At 64.8% G+C, this 17,925-nt stretch carries 16 protein-coding genes; 15 read left to right on the top strand and 1 reads right to left on the bottom strand.

The window, feature by feature from the left end:
• Positions 1-32: 32 nt before the first annotated feature.
• From ACFZCE_RS14750 to ACFZCE_RS14760, 3 genes are read left to right on the top strand one after another with little or no spacing between them, the layout of a single operon-like run.
• Positions 33-2,999, top strand: coding sequence for a glycosyltransferase (locus ACFZCE_RS14750; protein ID WP_390940181.1), 2,967 nt, complete (start codon positions 33-35; stop codon positions 2,997-2,999).
• Positions 3,000-3,034: 35 nt separating this feature from the next.
• Positions 3,035-4,171: a hypothetical protein gene (locus ACFZCE_RS14755; protein ID WP_390940183.1), complete on the top strand. Its 1,137-nt coding sequence runs from the start codon at positions 3,035-3,037 to the stop codon at positions 4,169-4,171.
• A complete protein-coding gene (locus tag ACFZCE_RS14760; protein ID WP_390940185.1) occupies positions 4,168-4,947 on the top strand; it encodes a hypothetical protein in 780 nt (259 codons plus the stop codon). The genes ACFZCE_RS14755 and ACFZCE_RS14760 overlap by 4 nt, the downstream gene beginning before the upstream one ends.
• Here ACFZCE_RS14760 and vioA read toward each other — a convergent pair.
• Complete coding sequence (gene vioA, locus ACFZCE_RS14765) at positions 4,939-6,072, bottom strand: dTDP-4-amino-4,6-dideoxy-D-glucose aminotransferase VioA (protein ID WP_390940188.1); 1,134 nt, start codon at positions 6,070-6,072, stop codon at positions 4,939-4,941. The two genes, ACFZCE_RS14760 and vioA, sit on opposite strands and share 9 nt — an antisense overlap.
• Positions 6,073-6,257: 185 nt before the next feature.
• Between vioA and pseB the strand changes: the two genes are divergently transcribed.
• From pseB to fliS, 12 genes are all read left to right on the top strand, one after another.
• Positions 6,258-7,259 carry a UDP-N-acetylglucosamine 4,6-dehydratase (inverting) gene (pseB, locus tag ACFZCE_RS14770; protein WP_390940190.1) on the top strand — a complete coding sequence of 334 codons (1,002 nt, stop codon included), beginning with the start codon at positions 6,258-6,260 and terminating at the stop codon, positions 7,257-7,259.
• Positions 7,256-8,413, top strand: a complete 1,158-nt coding sequence (gene pseC / locus ACFZCE_RS14775) for a UDP-4-amino-4,6-dideoxy-N-acetyl-beta-L-altrosamine transaminase (protein ID WP_390940192.1) — start codon at positions 7,256-7,258, stop codon at positions 8,411-8,413. Before pseB ends, pseC begins: the two co-directional genes overlap by 4 nt.
• Position 8,414: 1 nt before the next feature.
• The gene (pseF, locus tag ACFZCE_RS14780; protein WP_390940194.1) at positions 8,415-9,113 is read left to right on the top strand and encodes a pseudaminic acid cytidylyltransferase; all 699 of its coding nucleotides are present in this window, start codon (positions 8,415-8,417) and stop codon (positions 9,111-9,113) included.
• Positions 9,110-10,540 (top strand): UDP-2,4-diacetamido-2,4,6-trideoxy-beta-L-altropyranose hydrolase, encoded by a 1,431-nt coding sequence (gene pseG / locus ACFZCE_RS14785; protein WP_390940196.1) that lies wholly within the window; start codon positions 9,110-9,112, stop codon positions 10,538-10,540. The genes pseF and pseG overlap by 4 nt, the downstream gene beginning before the upstream one ends.
• Before the next feature lie 2 nt (positions 10,541-10,542).
• Positions 10,543-11,589: a pseudaminic acid synthase gene (pseI, locus tag ACFZCE_RS14790; protein ID WP_390940199.1), complete on the top strand. Its 1,047-nt coding sequence runs from the start codon at positions 10,543-10,545 to the stop codon at positions 11,587-11,589.
• Positions 11,590-11,766: 177 nt separating this feature from the next.
• Entirely contained in the window at positions 11,767-12,696 is a 930-nt protein-coding gene (locus ACFZCE_RS14795) for a 3-oxoacyl-[acyl-carrier-protein] synthase III C-terminal domain-containing protein (protein ID WP_390940201.1), read from the top strand.
• Between the two features lie 37 nt (positions 12,697-12,733).
• On the top strand, positions 12,734-14,029 hold the full coding sequence (locus ACFZCE_RS14800) for a 6-hydroxymethylpterin diphosphokinase MptE-like protein (RefSeq protein WP_390940203.1): 1,296 nt from the start codon (positions 12,734-12,736) through the stop codon (positions 14,027-14,029).
• The gene (locus tag ACFZCE_RS14805; RefSeq protein WP_390940205.1) at positions 14,022-14,285 is read left to right on the top strand and encodes a hypothetical protein; all 264 of its coding nucleotides are present in this window, start codon (positions 14,022-14,024) and stop codon (positions 14,283-14,285) included. The genes ACFZCE_RS14800 and ACFZCE_RS14805 overlap by 8 nt, the downstream gene beginning before the upstream one ends.
• A gap of 279 nt (positions 14,286-14,564) precedes the next feature.
• Positions 14,565-15,413, top strand: a complete 849-nt coding sequence (locus tag ACFZCE_RS14810) for a flagellin domain-containing protein (protein WP_390940207.1) — start codon at positions 14,565-14,567, stop codon at positions 15,411-15,413.
• A 75-nt stretch (positions 15,414-15,488) separates the two neighbouring features.
• Positions 15,489-15,842, top strand: coding sequence for a flagellar protein FlaG (locus tag ACFZCE_RS14815; protein ID WP_390940209.1), 354 nt, complete (start codon positions 15,489-15,491; stop codon positions 15,840-15,842).
• Positions 15,843-15,927: 85 nt separating this feature from the next.
• A complete protein-coding gene (gene fliD / locus ACFZCE_RS14820) occupies positions 15,928-17,367 on the top strand; it encodes a flagellar filament capping protein FliD (RefSeq protein ID WP_390940211.1) in 1,440 nt (479 codons plus the stop codon).
• A 152-nt stretch (positions 17,368-17,519) separates the two neighbouring features.
• Positions 17,520-17,912, top strand: a complete 393-nt coding sequence (gene fliS, locus ACFZCE_RS14825) for a flagellar export chaperone FliS (RefSeq protein WP_390940213.1) — start codon at positions 17,520-17,522, stop codon at positions 17,910-17,912.
• Positions 17,913-17,925 lie beyond the last annotated feature (13 nt).

A 17,925-nucleotide genomic window follows, 5' to 3' on the forward strand; every position in this document is an offset into this window, starting at 1 on the left:
TCACTTCAATCGATTGCTTAACAGGAGCCAGCATGGGCCCAGCGCCATTGGTCAGCATCGTGATTCCAGCCTATAAGGCCATCTTTTTCGAAGAGGCCTTGCTGAGCGCCTTCGCCCAGGACTATCCGGCGCTGGAGATCGTCATCGGTGATGATTGCCCCACCACGGCCATTACCGAGATAGTCGAGCGGTTACGCCCGCGCAGCCCTTGGCCGATCGAGTACGTGCGCAATGCCACCCAACTGCGCGAGGCCCCCAATGTCACTGCCTGCGTGCGCCGGGCGCGAGGGCAGTACATCAAGTTTCTCTACGACGATGACCTGCTTGAGCCGCAGTGCGTGCGGCGCCTGGTCGAAACCCTCGAAGAGCACCCCGGGCTCGCCCTGGTCGCCGCCCGCCGGCGCTTGATCGACGAGCTGGGGCAGGTACTCCCCGACACCTACGCGACCCGTTTCGATTTCACCGAGAGCGTGCGCCTACGCGGCCCAGAGCTCACTTCGTTCATCGCCGAGTACACCTGGAACTTCATTGGCGAGCCTACTTCCGTGCTATGCCGGCGGGACGATCTGCTCGCCTTTGGCGACAGTATCTTTGGCTTGGATGGGCAGCACATCAGTTGGGTCGGCGACTTGGCGATCTACGCCAAGTTGATGCGCAACGGCGACCTGGCCATGCTCGACGAAGTGTTGACCTCCTATCGGGTATCGACCCAGCAGGTGAGCCAGCAAGGCCGAGAGAACGTTGAAGCGGCTGGGCGCTTTCATGCGTTGTTCCGCCAGTTGCTGGCAGGCTTGGGGTGGGTGCGGCCAGCCAGCGAAAACCGCCTGGTGCATGTCGCCCCCTTGGCCAATGCTGCCGCGGGCCGTGACATGGACATGGTCGCTTACCTGGCCATGGGCCGATGGAGCGAAACCCCTCGGCAATTCAACCGCTGGTTACAGCAGCGCCGGCTGGGTGAAGCCACCCTGGCGGCGATTGCCGAGCACGCCGGCCAGGGCCATCGCCCTCGTTTGTTGATCCTGCTGAGTGACCCCTACAATGACGAGCCGGCATTGCTGCAAAGTCTGGGCTCAATAGACCTGAACTCACCGCTGCTCGCCGAGACCCAATTGGTTGTGGTGTCCAGCCGCCCTGAGGCAGGCACCGGTAGCGTGGGCGAGCGGCTCTACTGGGTTGAGGCACAAGCCGCGCAATGGGTAGCGTCGCTGAATTGGGCGATGGGTGAGCTGGGACATGACTGGGTCGTCCACCTGCAGGCCGGTGAGCGTTTCCATACGCATAGCTTGTTGGCGGCGCTATTGCAGCTTGAGCACGCTGGAGAGTGCCCGGCTGTGTACTGTGACGAAATCGCCGGCGATGCGCAGTCTGGCTTATGGCCGATACTGCGTTCGCCTTTCAACCTTGAGCAGTTGCTCAGTTGCCCGGCTGCACTGGCCGGGCATTGGTTGTTCAACCGCGCCGCGGTTCAGGCAGTGGGCGGTTTTGACGCTGATTACAGTGGTGCGTTCGAGCTCGACGCGATCTTGCGCTTGTGCGAGGCAGGCTATCAGGGCTTTGGTCATATCAGCGAGCCGGTGTTGTTTCGCCTTCCCGCGCCGGCGCTTGCGCCGGTCGATGAGGCGCGGGCGATACTGCGCCATCTGCACGCGCGCGGTTATCTGCAGGCCCAGGTGCTCGACGCCGGCGCACAGCGCTATTTCATCGACTACGGTGACCCCGCGACCCCCCCCGTGGCGGTGTTCGTGCCGGCCATCGAGCCCTTCGACACCCTCAAACGCTGCGTGGCCAGCTTGTTGGTGCTGACTGAGTATCCGGCGATGCAGGTGGTGCTGGTGCAGACCAACGCTACCCCGGCGGGCATGCTCGAGTGGATGGTTGCCCTGCAGGCCCAGGCCGAGGGGCGTGTGCAGGCTCAGCTCAGCGAGGCACCGCTGCCTTACAACCTTGCGCTCAATCGCGCGGTGTCGGCCTCAGCTTGCCAGTATCTGGTGCTGCTGGCCCCGGCCTGTGTGGTAGTAGAGGGGCAATGGTTGCAGTACCTGCTCAACCACGCCCTGCGCCCAGAAGTTGGCGCCGTGGGCGCGCGGCGTGTACAGCGCGGCGAAACTCGGCAAGACTCAGGGCTGCGGTTGGGCCTGGGCGCGGCGCTGCAGGTGGCCTTACAGCCACTGGAAGCACCGCCGCTGGATTTCGTTCAGACCGAGCGGGCTTGCGAGGTGGCCAGTGGCGCCTGCCTGATGCTGGCCAAGGCCGCCTTCGAGCAGGTCGGCGGCCTGGATGAATCCGACTTTCAGCACCGATGGGCCGATGCCGACCTGTGCTTGAAGTTGCGCGCCGCGGGGTATCGCAACGTGTGGACGCCACGGGCCTGGTTGGCACTCACCGAACCGGTACGCAATGACACCCCGGCCGGCCAGGATGAACAGGCGCTGTGGGCGAAATGGCCAACGCAGTTGTGCCGCGACCCTGGATTCAGCCCCCATTACAGTGCCGACGGCGATGGGTTCGATCTGCAAGCCGACGCCGCCCTCGGTTGGCAGCCACTGCCGTTCAAGGCGCTTCCACTGGCGGTGGTGATTAGCGCAGGGACTACCCGGGCCACTGTCGCGCTCAAGCGGCTGCGTGAGCTTGGCCGTCTGGCCGGAGGCATTCGGCCAGGCCCGTTGGGGCCTGCACACGCCTATGGCGCCTTCCGCCAGGCCACCGTGGTGTACGACGGCCTGGCTCTGGCTCGCGGCTACGCTGGCGTGCGCGGTGAGGGCCCGCTGGTGTGCGACCTCGGCAGCGCCGGCCAGGCCGACCTCGAGGCGCCGGGCTTGGCGGCTACCCTGCAACCGTTCGATGAATTGTGGGTGGCTAGCGCAGAGCAGGCCGAAGCCTGCGCGCGTTTCGGCAAATCCGTTCGGGTGCTGTCGGCCTTGGCCGGTGGCGGTACCGGCGCAGTTGAGCACGACATGGCACTGGCCAGTTGGCTGCGTGCCTTCGAACCACAGCCATGACGGCGCATTCGGTCCATGACCTCGCGAGTACGACTATGTCGATCGGCATGCTTTCACTTTCAGGTTTCAATAACCGCGCATTGATTACCCTGTGCCGTGAGGCACGCCGGCATGGGCGGGTGATCCACCTGTTGGCGCGCAATGAGCAGGACCCTCTGCTCTTAACCGACTACGCCCAATGGGTGCATCAGGTCCGTACCAGTAGCGCGCTGGAGTTGCCAATGCTGCTGGAGGCGGTGCGCGCATTACGCCAACGCCACGGCTATCGGCAGGTCTTGATCATCCCGATTTGCGAGTTTTTCAATCGGTTCATCCTTGAACCACGCCACCGCCAGGCACTTGAAGCCGAGGGGGCGATCGTGCCGCTGGTGGACCAGGCGCTGTACCACTGCGTATCTGACAAATACAGCTTTGGCCAATTGTGCGCAGACTTCGGTATCGAGCAGCCACGCGAGCTTGGCGCACCGGCGCCGGGGGATTTTCCGCTGGTGGCCAAACCCCGAAGCTACGGGGGCCGCGCGACGGTTCAACTGAAGCCAGTGATACTTGCCGACCCGCTGCAATACGCCGCGTTCCTCACTCAACATAATGGCGATGACTTCTACCTGCAGGAGTTTGCCACCGGCGCCAGCGTTTACCTGCTTTACCATGTTTCGCGCAGTGGCCAGTGCTCGGTGTTGCAGCAGCGCAATCTGTTGCAGCAGGCCGGGGGCAATTCGATGGTGGCCGCCGAGCAAGTGGACGTTGATCCAGCGCTGAGCGCGCCCTATGAGCGGATGTTGCGCAGCGTGGGCTTTCATGGCCTTATCATGATCGAAGTACGCTGCAGCGCCACGCGCCATGTAATGATTGAAGCCAATCCCCGGCCCTGGGGGCCGATGCAATTGGTCGCTGATGCCGGTGGGCAGTTGATCGTGGATTTCTTCGCAGAACACGGAGTTATTCCGCCGCGCCCGGCGCACGCGCCGCAGGCCCCAGCCTCGGCTCGGTATTTCTGGTCAGGCGGGTTAGTGGCCGACCAGCGCAAGGGCCGCCAAGTTGACGCTCTGGACGGCGGTAACGGGGTGCATTTGCTAGATCATTACATGGCCTGGCTGGGTGCTGACCTGCTACTGCGCGACGATACACTGCCGCTTTACTATGCTGAGCTCAAAGGAACCCACAGCACATGAACACCTCTGCTTCTGCTGCCGGGCAAACCCTGGCAGCCCTCTACAATCGCGCCAGCAAACATTCCAACTACCAGGTACTGGCCCGCCGTGTGCAAGCGCTGCTGGGTGAACAAGGTTTGAGTGTGGTGTCGCGCCATGAGCGTGAGCGCCTGGCCTGGATTGCCCAGCAGGTCGACTTCACTGACCAGCAGGTGGTGGATATTGGCGGTAACACCGGTTTTTTCTCTTTCGAGGCGCTGGACCTAGGCGCGGCTAAGGTGACCTATTGCGAAGGGAACGCCGAGCACTGCGCATTCGTTCGCCAGGCCGCCGAAATGCTCGGCGAGCAGTCTCGCCTGCAGGTGCGACCGGGTTATGTGGATTTCAACGGGCATTGGCCAGGGCGCGTTGGCGTGATGTTGCTGCTCAACGTGTTGCATCACATCGGCGATGACTACGGCGATAGCAACCTCGCCCAGGAACGGGCCTTGGAGCATGTGGCCAATACCTTGAGAGCGCTGGCTGGCAACGTTTCGACGCTGGTGTTCCAACTGGGCTTTAATTGGAAGGGGGACCGCCATCTGCCGCTGTTCAGCGAAGGTACCAAGGCGCAGATGATCGGCTTCATCGAACAGGTAGTGGCGGGGTACTGGGAAATACAGGCTATTGGCGTGGCTCAGTCGCTGCCGACCGGAGGGGTCGAGTACGCCGCTTTGTCGGCGCAAAACCTGCCACGCGCCGATGCTTTGGGGGAGTTCCTCAACCGGCCCTTGTTCGTGTTGCGCAGCTTACGCTGAAAGCTGCGCAGTGGTCCCTGCCGCCGTTTCCAGTAGGCGGCAGACGCTGTCGATCACTTCTTCCGGCAGGCCCGGGTAGATGGGCAGGCACAACACCTGCGAGGAAATCCGCGAGGCGACTGGCAAACGCCCGGCGGCCGATGACTCCAACCCGCGATACATTGGGAATTCACTGATCAGCGGATAGAAGTAACGGCGTGCCAGGATGTCGTGCTCACGCATCAGTTCATACACCGCATCGCGAGAGGCCCCGAAGCCGTTTTCGATGTAAATCGGAAAGTAGGAATAATTGGCGTCCTGCCCGGCCTGCAGTGCGCCAAGGCGCAGGCCCGGTATGCCTTCGAGGCGTTGTCGGTAAGCCTCGTCAATGCGCTGGCGCTGCTCGAGGGCCGCGTCAATATGCTGCAGTTGCAACAGGCCGAAGGCAGCGTTGATCTCGCTCATCTTGCCGTTGATGCCCGGCGCGACCACGGTGACTTCGTTGGCGAAGCCAAAGTTCTTCAGATAGTCGATGCGTTTTTTCGTCTTCAAGTCGGGGCAGACGATCGCCCCACCTTCGAAGGTGTTGAAGACCTTGGTGGCATGGAAGCTCAGGATGGACAGGTCGCCGTGGCGCAATACGCTCATGCCCCGGTGGCGTACACCGAAGCAATGGGCGGCATCGTAGATGACATTGAGCCCATAGGTGTCGGCAATTGAACCGATGGCTTCGACATCGCAGGGGTTGCCATAGCAATGCACCGGCAGGATGGCCGAGGTGTTCGGCGTGATCGCCTCTTCGATGCGCGCGGGGTCCAGGTTGCAGGTGACAGGGTCGATATCGACGAACACCGGTTTTAGGTTGTTCCACAGCAACGCATGGGAGGTCGCCACGAACGAATACGGCGTGGTGATCACTTCACCGCTTACCCGCAGGGTTTGCAAAGCAGTGAGCAGTGCTAGCGTGCCGTTAGCGAACAGGCACAGATGTTCGACCCCCAAATAGTCGGCCAGCGCAGCTTCCAATTGCTGATGGAAAGGCCCACCGTTGGTCAACCGCCGGCTGTCCCAGATCTTTTGCAGGTAGGGCATAAACTCTTCGAGTGGCGGTAGTAGCGGGCTGGTGACTGGAATGACTTTAGACATGGTGGCGCGCACTCCTGGGTAATCGGGGGCTCTCGCTGTGCCAATAAATGGTCGCGCGATCTCGCTTAGGCTGAACTCAGCAATTTGTTTGCCAACTGCGCTTGGCGCGTAAATTGCTGCGATTCATCCGGCGCTGTAATCGTCAAAAACGCGTCTATCTACAGTAGCCTTAAAGGCCTTTTTCCATGTTCGACGGCAAATCCCTTTTAATCACTGGCGGCACCGGCTCGTTCGGCCGCCACTTCATCGCCACCTTGCTGCGCCAGTACCAGCCGCGGCGGGTGGTGGTGTTCTCCCGTGACGAACTCAAGCAGTACGAGATGCAGCAAAGCTTCAACGCGCCGTGCATGCGCTATTTCCTCGGCGATGTGCGCGACCCGGAGCGCTTGCGCACGGCCATGCGCGGGGTGGACTACGTGATCCACGCCGCAGCCCTCAAGCAGGTGCCGGCCGCCGAGTACAACCCCGGCGAGTGCATCCGCACCAATGTCAACGGCGCGGAAAACGTGATCGCCGCGGCCATCGAGAATGGCGTCAGCCGGGTGGTGGCGTTGTCGACCGACAAGGCCGCCAGCCCGATCAACCTGTACGGCGCGACCAAGCTGCTGTCGGATAAGCTGTTCGTGGCCGCCAACAACATCGCCGGCGACCAGCCCACCCGCTTTGCCGTGGTGCGCTACGGCAACGTGGCCGGCTCGCGTGGCTCGGTGGTGCCGTTCTTTCGCAAGCTGCTGGCCGAGGGCGCCAGTGAAGTGCCGATCACCGACGCGCGCATGACGCGCTTCTGGATCACCCTCGACCAAGGCGTGGCCTTTGTGATGGCCAGCTTTGCGCGCATGCATGGCGGCGAAGTGTTCGTGCCGAAGATCCCCTCGATCCGCATCGTCGACCTGGCCAGCGCGCTGGTGCCGAACCTGGCGCAGCGGGTGGTGGGCATCCGCCCCGGCGAGAAGCTGCACGAGCTGATGGTGCCGCTCGACGACGCGCGGATGACGCTCGAATTCGCTGACCACTTCACCATCCAGCCGTCGGTGCGCTTTACCAGCATGGATGTGGACTTTGCCGTGGATGCCACCGGCGAGCGCGGCCAGCCGGTGGCGGAAACTTTTGAGTACCGCTCTGACACCAACCCGGCGTTTCTCGACGTGGGGCAAATCCACAGCCTGCACCAAGGGCTGCAGGGATGATCCCGTACGGCCGGCAAAACCTGAACGAGGCTGACATCGACGCCGTGGTGCAGGTGCTGCGCTCCGACTGGTTGACCCAGGGCCCGGCGGTCGAGCGCTTTGAACAGGCACTGGCAGCTTACTGCGGCAGCGCCCACGCGGTGATGGTGTGCAACGCCACCGCGGCGCTGCACCTGGCCTGCCTGGCCGTTGGCCTGGGCCCGGGCGACCGCCTGTGGACCAGCCCCAACACCTTCGTCGCCTCGGCCAACTGCGGGCTGTACTGTGGCGCCGAGGTGGATTTCGTCGACATCGACCCCGGCACCCTAAACCTGTGCGCCGATGCCCTGGCCGAGAAGCTGGCGGCCGCCGAGCGTGTGGGGCAACTGCCCAAGGTGGTGGTGGCGGTGGCCTTTGGCGGGCAAAGCTGCGACATGCGCCGCTTGGCGCAGTTGGCCCGGCAGTACCGCTTTACCCTGATCGAAGACGCCTCCCACGCGGTGGGCGCGCGTTACGCCGGGCAGCCGGTGGGGCAGGGCGGCTTTGCCGACATCACCGTGTTCAGCTTCCACCCGGTGAAAATCATCACCACCGGCGAGGGCGGCATGCTGCTGACCGGGCGCGCGGACCTTGCCGAACGCCTGCGCCGGCTGCGCAGCCACGGCATCACCCGCGACCCGACGCAGATGCACGGCGGCAGCGACGGGCCCTGGTATTACCAGCAGGTCGAGCTGGGCTTCAACTACCGCGCCACCGACCTGCAAGCGGCGCTGGGCGCCTCGCAACTGAGCCGGCTCGACCTCTTCGTGGCCCAGCGCAGCGCCCTGGCCAGCCGCTATGGGCAGCGCCTGGCCGGCTTGCCGCTGGCCGGCCAGCAGCCCCAGGCCGAGGCGCGTTCGGCCTGGCACCTGTACGTGGTGCGGGTGGCCGCCGAACAGCGCCGGGCGGTGTTCGAGCACCTGCGCGGGGCCGGCATCGGCGTGAATGTGCATTACATTCCCGTGCACCTGCAGCCCTTTTACCGGCGCCTGGGCTTTGCCGAGGGGCAGTTCCCGGCGGCGGAGCACTATTACCGCGAGGCCATCAGCCTGCCGCTGTACGCCGGCCTGAGCGAGGCCGAGCAAGACCAGGTGATCGACCAGTTGGCCACGGCGCTGGCGCGGGTGGGCGGCTAGCATGGGCGCGGTGGCGATCATTCCCGCCCGGGGCGGCAGCAAGCGCATCCCCGGCAAGAACCTCAAGCTGTTCAACGGCCTGCCGATGATCGCCTGGTCGATCCGCGCGGCGCGGGCCGCGGGTTGCTTTGCGCGGGTGGTGGTGAGTACCGACAGCCCGGCCATTGCCGAGGTGGCCTTGGCCGAAGGCGCCGAGGTGCCGTTTATGCGCCCGGCGGCGCTGGCCGACGACTACACCAGCACCCTGGCGGTGGTGTGCCACGCCCTGGAGCAACTGCCGAGCGCGGAACTGGCCTGCTGCCTGTACGCCACCGCGCCCTTGGTGCAGCCGCGTTACCTGCGCGAAGGCCTGTCCACCTTGCAGGCCCATCCCGGCAGCGCCTATGCGTTCTCGGTGTGCAGCTTTGGCTTCCCGGTGCAGCGCGCCTTGGTGCTGAACGGCGCCGGCGCGGTGCAGGCAATGTACCCAGAGTTCCGTAACACCCGCTCGCAAGACCTCCCCACCGCCTACCAGGACGCCGGGCAGTTCTACTGGGGCCGGCGCGAGGCCTGGCTGGGCGGCGAAGTGATTTTCTCCGCGGCCAGCCGGCCGGTGGTGCTGCCGCGCCACCTGGTGCAAGACATCGACACCGACGAAGACTGGCTGCGCGCCGAATGGCTGCACCGGGCGCTGCTCGCCAGCGGCCAGGGCTTGCCATGAGGGTGCTGGTGCGCGCCGATGCCGGCGCTGAGCTGGGCGCCGGCCACCTGATGCGCTGCCTGGCCCTGGCCCAGGCCCTGCGCGCCCGCGGTGCCGAGGTGAGCTTTGCCTGCCGGCCGCTGCCTGGCTTCGCGCCGGCGATGGTCACTGGCCAGGGCTTTGCCCTGCACCTGCTCGAAGGCGCCGCCGAGCACCCGCCGGCGCCAGCGCAGCCCTACCACTGGGCGGTGGTCGACCATTACGGCCTGGGCGCCGAATGGGAAGCCCAGGCCCGCGCCTATGCCGGGCGGGTGCTGGCGATCGACGACCTGGCTGACCGCGCGCACGCCTGCGATGGCCTGCTCGACCACAACCTGAGCGCCAGCGCCGAGCGTTACGCGCCCTGGCTGCCGGCCAGCGCCGAGGGGCTGTTCGGCCCCCGTTACGCCTTGCTGCGGCCGATTTTCAGCCAGGGCCCGCGGCCGCTGGCCGAACGGGTAGGGCGGGTGCTGGTGAATTTTGGCGGTTTCGATGCCGCCGGCATGGCCTTGCGCGCGGTGCAGGCGCTGCAGGCCTGGCCGGACCTGGCGGTGGAGGTGGTCGCCGGGCGCGGCAACCCGGCGCTGGCCACCCTGCAAGCGCTGCTGCGCGGGCGGCCCGGCAGCGAATGCGTAGAGGTGTGCCAAGAGCTGGGCGAGCGCATGGCCCGGGCGGACCTGATTGTCGGCGCCGGCGGTGGCTCCAGCCTGGAGCGCGCCGCGCTGGGGGTGCCCAGCCTGTGCGTGGCGGTGGCCGATAACCAAGTGGCGGGGGCCACCCGCCTGGCCGAGGCCGGCGCGCACCTGTACTTGGGCGAGGCCGCCCACTTGCAGCCCGGGCAACTGGAAGGCGCGCTCGGCCTGTTGCTGGCCAACGCGCCGCTGCGCCGCAGCCTGGCCGCCCGCGGCCTGGAACTGGTCGATGGCCAGGGCACGGCGCGGGTGGCCCGTTGGCTGTTCGCCAGCACCCTGCGCCTGCGCCCGGCCGTTGGCGACGACGCCCAGTTGCTGTTCGACGGGCGCAACGCCGCGGCGGTGCGCGCCGCCTCGCTGAACCCGGCGCCGCTGAGCTGGCCGATGCACCAGGCTTGGCTGGCCGCCACCCTGCAAGACCCTCACCGTGCGCTGCTGGTGGCCGAGGCCGGCGACGGCCCGGTCGGCAGCGTGCGCCTCGACCGCCAGGCGCCGGGCGAGGCGGAGATTTCCCTGTACCTGTTCGAAGCGCGCCTGGGCCAAGGCTGGGGCGGCGCGCTGCTGGCCGCCGCCCATGCCTGGCTGGCGGCGCAGTGGCCGGATGTGCTGCGCCTCAACGCCCAGGTACTGCCGGGCAATGGCGCCTCGCAGCGGCTGTTTCGCCAGGCGGGCTATCGCGCCTTGCCTCAACACTTTCAATTCGATCGGGAGCCTTGAGCATGATCCGAATCGGCCACCGGGCCATCGGCCCTGGCACCGCCCCGCTGATCATCGCGGAAATGAGCGGCAACCATAACCAATCGCTTGAGCGCGCCCTGGCCATCGTCGACGCCGCCGCCGCCGCTGGCGCCCATGCGCTCAAGCTGCAAACCTACACCGCCGACACCATGACCCTGGACCTCGACCAGGGCGAGTTTCGCATCGAAGACCCGACCAGCCTGTGGGCCGACACCTCGCTGTACCAGCTTTACCAGCAGGCCTACACGCCCTGGGAGTGGCACGCGCCGATCTTCGAGCGGGCGCGGGCCCGCGGCCTGCTGGCGTTTTCCTCGCCGTTCGATGAAACCGCCATCGATTTTCTCGAAACCCTCGAGGTGCCGGCCTACAAGATCGCCAGCTTCGAGAACACCGACCTGCCGTTGATCCGCCGCGCCGCCGCCACCGGCAAGCCGTTGATCATTTCCACCGGCATGGCCAGCCTCGGCGAGCTGGAACTGAGCGTGCGCGCCGCCCGCGAGGCCGGCTGCCGTGAGTTGGTGCTGCTCAAGTGCACCAGCACCTACCCGGCCACCGCGCAGAACACCCACCTGCGCACCATCCCCCACCTGCAGGCGATGTTCGGCTGCGAAGTGGGCCTGAGCGACCACACCATGGGCCTGGGCGCGGCGGTGGCGGCGGTGGCGCTGGGCGCCAGCGTGGTGGAAAAACACTTCACCCTGAGCCGCGCCGAGGGCGGGGTAGACGCGAGTTTTTCCCTGGAGCCAGCGGAGCTGGCCAGCCTGGTGGTGGAAACCGAGCGGGCCTGGCAGGCCCTGGGCCAGGTGCATTACGGGCCGACCGAGGCCGAGCGCAAGTCGCTGGTGTTTCGCCGCTCGCTGTACGTGGTGCAAGACATGGCCGCCGGCGAGCCGTTCAGCCGCGCCAACGTACGCGCCATCCGCCCCGGCCTGGGCCTGGCGCCCCGGCACATCGACGCGGTATTGCAGCGCCGCGCGCGCGGCGCGATCCGCCGTGGCACGCCGCTGGATTGGCCGCTGCTGGACTAACCCGGCCACCTTTGCGAAATTTCATCCAGCCGGGTGAGTGACCTGCCGGTCATTTTGCGCATCTTCACTCTAATGTAACCTTATGTAGGGCCGTGCCGTGTCAGGCGCATGGCCACTCTTTGCAAGCGCGTTGCCGCGGCGGCGCGCATTCCAGCGATTCAATTTCGGGAAGCCAGGATGATCGGCATCAAAAGCATTGCGAGTTACGTACCGGCGCAGGGGCTGGACAACTACGCGCAGGGTGCGAAATTCGGCAAGGATGAAGACTTCATCATCGGCAAGATCGGCTCGGCGTTCCTGCCGCGCAAGGCCGCCGAGCAGGAAACCTCCGACCTCTGCGTGCACGCGGTGCAGCAACTGTTTGCGCAGAACCCGGCACTGGACCCCGCCAGCATCGATGCCCTGATCGTGGTCACCCAGAACGGCGACGAAGAAGGCTTGCCGCACACCGCCGCGATCGTGCAAGACAAACTCGGCCTGCCCACCCACATCGCCGCCTTCGACGTGTCGCTGGGTTGCTCGGGTTATGTATACGGGCTGTACGCGCTCAAGGGCTTCATGGAGGCCGCCGGGCTGAAGAACGGCCTGCTGGTCACCGCCGACCCTTACTCGAAGATCGTCGACCCCGAAGACCGCAACACCACCATGCTGTTCGGCGACGCCGCCACCGCCACCTGGATGGGCGAGGGCGCCACCTGGCAACTCGGCAAGGCCAAGTTCGGCACCGACGGCTCGGGCGCCGCGCACCTGAAGGTGACCGACGGCAAGTTCTTCATGAACGGCCGCCAGGTGTTCAACTTCGCCTTGGTCAAGGTGCCCCAGCACCTGCACGAGCTGCTCGGTGAAACCGGCCTGGCGCCGGCCGACGTCGACGCCTTTTGCATTCACCAGGGCAGCGCGGCGATCGTCGACGCGGTGGCGCGGCGCTTCGATGAGGGCGCCCCGGAAAAATTCGTCAAGGACATGGTCGAGACCGGCAACACGGTGTCTTCCAGCGTGGCCTTGCTGTTGGAAAAACACCTGTTCGATTCGACCTGGCAGCGGGTGGCGATCAGCGGTTTCGGTGTCGGCCTGTCGTGGGCTTCGGCTATCCTGTACCGCGAGTGAGCCGCCGGCTCACCCCAAGCGGTGAACCTTTGCAGGCATGAATGACGTACTCGAACAGAACCTGGCGGTTTTGACCCAGCGCTGGCCTGCGGTGGCCGCGCGGCTCGACGCCGAACCCCTGGAGGCCCTGGACGGCGAATTCGTCGAGGGCAGCCAGGTCACCCTGAGCATCCGTGGCATCCAGCTCACCAGCCGCCACGACCGCGAAGCCGAAGCGCGCCAGCAGGCTGATACCTTCCCGCCCGAGGCCGCTGAGCTGCATGTGTACGGCCCGGCCCTGGGCGATTTGCCCCGGGTGCTGCTGGGCCGTGAGCCGCTGCGGCGGCTGCGGGTGTATATCCTCAATGGCGCGTTGTTCGCGATGCTGCTAGAGGCGATGGACCACAGCGACTGGCTGGCTGACCCGCGGGTAGAGCTGGCCTACGCCGACAGCGAAGGCGAAATCCGCCTGCCGTTCTTCGCCATGCCATCGGAACTGGTACTGGCCGATGTGAACAACGCGCGTATTCGCGACCGCTTGATCAGCGAGATGCACCTGGCCTTCAACAACCAGGACTTCTCTCCGAGCGACCCGGCCCTGCAGCAGCGCATCGAGGCCAACGCCCCGTACCTGGCGGCCGACGCCGACGTCAGCACGCTGTTCGGCAGCCTGGCTGGCCGCGAGGTGTACCTGATCGCCACCGGGCCGAGCCTGGAGCGGCACTTCGAGGCGCTGCGCGAGGCCGCCCGGCAAGTGCCGCGGCCGCTGTTCATTTGCGTGGACACCGCCTACCGGCCGCTGCACGCCCAGGGCATCGCGCCGGATGTGGTGGTCAGCATCGACCAGCGCATCGGCGTGCAGCACTTGCCGCAGGCGCCTTGCGCTGCGCCTACCCTGGTGTACATGCCGCTGCTGGCGCCACAGGTGCTTGCCCATTGGCATGGGCGGCGCCTGGCGGCGTATTCCACCAGCCCGGTGTACCAGAGCGCCGCCGCGCGCTGGCCGCACACCGCGCTGCACACCGGCGGCAGCGTGATCCACCCGGCGCTGGACCTTGCCGTGCGCATGGGCGCCGCCCGCGTGACCCTGTTCGGCGCTGACTTCGCCTTCCCCGGCGGCAAGACCCACGCCGGCTGGAACGACGGCGAGCTCGGCGCGCCGGTGGCCAACGCGCGCCACTGGGTGCTCGACGGCCACGGCCGGCAGGTGCGCACCCAACTCAACTTCCGCAGTTACCTGATCGAGGTGGAGCGCTACATCGCCGCCCACCCCGAGGTGAAGTTCTTCAATACCAGCCGCAGCGGCGCGATGATCGCCGGCACCACCTTCGATGAGAGGTTCGCCCGTGACTGACCTAGCCTCCGGCATCGCCGAAGCCGGCCAATGCGCTCTGTTGTTCCGCCTCGGCCGCGAGGTAGAAGGGGCGCTGCGCATGGTCGCGCTGTTCGAGCAACTGCTGCCAACGGTGCAGGCCCAGGCGCCGGCGCTGTTGCCGCCGCTCACCGAACAGCTCAGCGATATTTTTTCCCGCCAACAAGCTCAGGATTGGCTAGGCCTGGCCGATAGCTTGCAGTACGAGTTGGCGGAGTTGTTGCGGCAAGGCGCCTAGCGCGTTGTTTCCACCCCACCGCCCGGGCCTTGCCCGCCCTGTGTGTACCTCGCTTTAACGGCGGCCGTGCACACAGTGCGTCGAATAGCCAAACTCTGGCGCCAGGAACACGGCGCAAGCCCTTGAATTACCTAGAGGGCAACAGAGCGGCAAAAAAATTCGAAAAAAGCCCTCAAGCAACCAGCCAACACGACGATAACTATTACGTAGGTTCTCTAGGCCACACCCGGCACAGCCAGGGCCGGAAGCCAAAGTAAACACACCCCTGAGGATTTCGTCATGTCGTTGACTGTAAACACCAACATTGCTTCGCTGACTGTACAGAACAACCTGAACAAGGCTTCCAACTCCCTGACTACGTCGATGACCCGCCTGTCGTCGGGCCTGAAAATCAACAGCGCCAAAGACGACGCTGCCGGCCTGCAGATTGCTACCCGTCTGACCACCCAGATCAAGGGCCTGACCGTAGCGACCAAGAACGCCAACGACGGTATCTCGATCGCCCAGACCGCTGAAGGCGCGCTGCAAGAAACCACCAACATCCTGCAGCGTATGCGTGAACTGGCTGTTCAGTCGCGCAACGACTCCAACAGCACTTCTGACCGTAACGCCCTGCAGTCCGAGTTCTCGCAGATGAGCGACGAACTGACCCGTATCTCGACTTCGACCACCTTCGGTACCGGTATGAAGTTGCTCGACGGTTCGGCCAGCTCGATGCAGTTCCAGGTTGGCGCCATGACCGGTGACGACCAGCACATCGACATCTCGATCACCGGCAACTTCAGCGCCTCGGGCCTGGGCTTGACTGGTTCGTCGATCACCGGTTCCGATGTGTCGGCCGCTCACACCGCCATCGACTCGGCCATCAGCGCCATCGACGCCGCCCTGCAAACCGTGAACAGCACCCGTGCCGACCTGGGTGCCAAGCAAAACCGTCTGGACAGCACCATCAGCAACCTGAGCAACATCATCGAGAACGCCACCGCTTCTCGTTCGACCATCCAGGACGCTGACTTCGCGGCTGAAACCGCTGAGCTGACCAAACAACAAACCCTGCAACAGGCGTCCACCGCGATCCTGTCGCAAGCCAACCAACTGCCTTCCGCAGTTCTGAAACTCCTGCAGTAATATCCAGCAGGCGGCTGAAAACGAGAGGGTGCGCCAAGCGTACCCTTTCGTTGTTTCCGCACCGAGGTGAAGGTTATGGACATGAGTGTCAATTTGAATTCGGCGCTTGATACGACCAGGTCGGCCACGGGCGCGCAGGCGGCCAAAGCTGTACCCGCACAGGATGGCACAACCCAATCGGCTTCTGGCTCCAGTGCGAAACCTGACCGCACCCAGGTCGAGAAAGCCGTGAAGGATATGCAGCAATTTGTGGATTCGAATCAGCGCAACCTGAATTTTTCCATTGATGACAGTACCGGTGATGTGGTGGTGAAGGTCATCGCGACGCAAAGCGGTGAAGTGATCCGGCAGTTGCCTTCGGAAGCCGCGCTGAAACTGGCGCAGAGCATGCAAGATCCGAAGAACATGCTGTTCCACGAACAGGTATAAGTGGCCGGCACGAAACTTGTATTGGTAACGGCCAGGCCAGGCCCGCCGTCAAACAGGTGACGGCGGGCTTACAGGAGAAGGTTCAATGACCACCACATCATCCACGACTTCGGTCAGCTCGAACGGTGCCATCACCGTCAGCGGCGTGGGTTCGGGCATCGACACCTCGTCGATCGTGACCGCTTTGGTCAACGCCTCGATCGAGCCCAAGCAAACCCAGATCACCAAGCAGGAAACCTCGGTCAACGCGACCCTGTCGGGTATCGGCAGCCTCAAGAGTGCCCTGTCTGCGTTCCAGACTGCTTCGGCGGCGCTGAACAACACCACCACCTTCATGGGCCTCTCGGCGACCTCGTCGAACGAATCCTATGTGAAGGCGACTTCCGACAACACTGCCTCGGCCGGTACCTACACCGTGGCGGTGACCCAGGTGGCGACCGCTTCGAAAGTGGCCAGCCAGCTGTTTACCAGCGGTGCCAAGAGCGCCATCGACGCCGGCACGCTGACGATCACCCAAGGCAGCAAGAGCTATAACGTGACCGTGGGCTCGGGCGCCACGCTGAGCAGCGTGCGGGACTCGATCAACGCCTCGCTGACCTCCAGCGGCATCAGCGCCAACATCGTGACCGACTCCAGCGGTTCGCGCCTGGTGCTGACCTCGACCACCACCGGTGCCGGCTCGGATATTTCCACCAGCGGCATCGATGCGCTGACCATCGACGGCACCAAGAAGCTCGACACCACCGACACCACCGCCGCCGGTTACATCACCGCGCAGCCGGTCGATGCCCAGTACTCCATCGACGGCCTGGCGATGACCAGCAGCAGCAACACGATTACCTCGGCGGTCAGCGGCCTGAGCCTGACGCTGACCGGCAAGGGCACCTCGGACGTCACCGTGTCTGCCGACAGCGACACGCTGAAGACGTCCGTGCAGGCATTCGTCGACGCCTACAACACGATGATGAAGGTGATCAACGCGCAAACCGCGGTCACCGCCACTGGCGCCACCAGCAGTACCTCGAGCTCAGCGACCACCACCGCCGGCGCGTTGACCGGTGATGCCACCGTGCGCAAGCTGGTGGCGCAGATCCACGACGTGTTGAGCAAAGAGAGCACCAGCAGCGGTACCCTCAGCGTGCTCTCGCAGCTGGGCGTGGGCACCGACTCGAGCACCGGCCTGCTGAGCCTGGACGACACCAAGTGGACCAGCGCCATGAACACTCAATACGGCAACGTGGCGAGCCTGTTCACCGGTAAGGACGGCATCATCACGCGGATGAACAGCGTGCTCGACAGCTACACCCAGACCGGCGGCATCCTCGCCACCCGGCAAACCTCGTTGAATGCCCAGCTCAGTGACCTGAGCGACCAGCAGGACGCGCTCGACCGCCGCCAGACCACCCTGACCGCGACGCTCACCGCCAAGTACACGGCGATGGACACCCTGGTGGCGCAGTTGAACTCGACCAGCAGCAGTGTGTTGACCACCCTCAACTCGCTGAACACCAAATCCAGTAGTTGATTGATTGTGCTCGTTGTTTTGGCCCGGCAGGGTGCGAACCTGCCGGGTTTTTTCATTCTGGCACTGTTAAAGTTTGGCGCGCCGCGGACGATAAACTGTACATAAGGGAACACAAGGTTCCCGCTTAACTTGCCCCTTGAAGAGGCTGAAACATGCATCCGATGAAGGCGCTTCGCCAGTATCAGAAAGTCAACTCCCACGCTCAGGCCTCCGAAGCCAGCCCGCACCGTTTGGTGCAAATGCTGATGGAAGGCCTGCTCGACCGCCTGGCCCAGGCCAAGGGCGCCATGGCTCGCGGCCAGGTGGCGCAGAAGGGCGTGATGATCGGCAAGGCCATCGAAATCATCGGCGGCCTGCGTGAAGGGCTCGACCCGGAAAAAACCGACGACCGCAAAGGCCTGGCCAAGGTTGACCAGCTGTACGCCTACATGACCAAGCAGTTGATCCAGGCCAACCGGCAGAACGACCCGGCGATCATCGACGAAGTCGCCAAGCTGATGATCACGGTCAAGACCGGCTGGGATGCCATTGGCAATGCTGCCTGAGCCGCTGCAAGTA

The organism is Pseudomonas sp. NPDC007930 (assembly GCF_042958985.1).
Classification (GTDB): Bacteria; Pseudomonadota; Gammaproteobacteria; order Pseudomonadales; family Pseudomonadaceae; genus Aquipseudomonas.

What these genes read in the sequence shown, in the direction of transcription:
- ACFZCE_RS14800 (WP_390940203.1), top strand. Translation starts at nt 12,734, where the DNA reads ATGAATGACGTACTCGAACAGAACCTGGCGGTTTTGACCCAGCGCTGG.
- pseC (WP_390940192.1), top strand. Translation starts at nt 7,256, where the DNA reads ATGATCCCGTACGGCCGGCAAAACCTGAACGAGGCTGACATCGACGCC.
- fliD (WP_390940211.1), top strand. Translation starts at nt 15,928, where the DNA reads ATGACCACCACATCATCCACGACTTCGGTCAGCTCGAACGGTGCCATC.
- ACFZCE_RS14795 (WP_390940201.1), top strand. Translation starts at nt 11,767, where the DNA reads ATGATCGGCATCAAAAGCATTGCGAGTTACGTACCGGCGCAGGGGCTG.
- pseB (WP_390940190.1), top strand. Translation starts at nt 6,258, where the DNA reads ATGTTCGACGGCAAATCCCTTTTAATCACTGGCGGCACCGGCTCGTTC.
- ACFZCE_RS14760 (WP_390940185.1), top strand. Translation starts at nt 4,168, where the DNA reads ATGAACACCTCTGCTTCTGCTGCCGGGCAAACCCTGGCAGCCCTCTAC.
- ACFZCE_RS14815 (WP_390940209.1), top strand. Translation starts at nt 15,489, where the DNA reads ATGGACATGAGTGTCAATTTGAATTCGGCGCTTGATACGACCAGGTCG.
- ACFZCE_RS14755 (WP_390940183.1), top strand. Translation starts at nt 3,035, where the DNA reads ATGTCGATCGGCATGCTTTCACTTTCAGGTTTCAATAACCGCGCATTG.
- pseG (WP_390940196.1), top strand. Translation starts at nt 9,110, where the DNA reads ATGAGGGTGCTGGTGCGCGCCGATGCCGGCGCTGAGCTGGGCGCCGGC.
- vioA (WP_390940188.1), bottom strand. Translation starts at nt 6,072, where the DNA reads ATGTCTAAAGTCATTCCAGTCACCAGCCCGCTACTACCGCCACTCGAA.
- ACFZCE_RS14750 (WP_390940181.1), top strand. Translation starts at nt 33, where the DNA reads ATGGGCCCAGCGCCATTGGTCAGCATCGTGATTCCAGCCTATAAGGCC.
- ACFZCE_RS14810 (WP_390940207.1), top strand. Translation starts at nt 14,565, where the DNA reads ATGTCGTTGACTGTAAACACCAACATTGCTTCGCTGACTGTACAGAAC.
- pseI (WP_390940199.1), top strand. Translation starts at nt 10,543, where the DNA reads ATGATCCGAATCGGCCACCGGGCCATCGGCCCTGGCACCGCCCCGCTG.
- fliS (WP_390940213.1), top strand. Translation starts at nt 17,520, where the DNA reads ATGCATCCGATGAAGGCGCTTCGCCAGTATCAGAAAGTCAACTCCCAC.
- pseF (WP_390940194.1), top strand. Translation starts at nt 8,415, where the DNA reads ATGGGCGCGGTGGCGATCATTCCCGCCCGGGGCGGCAGCAAGCGCATC.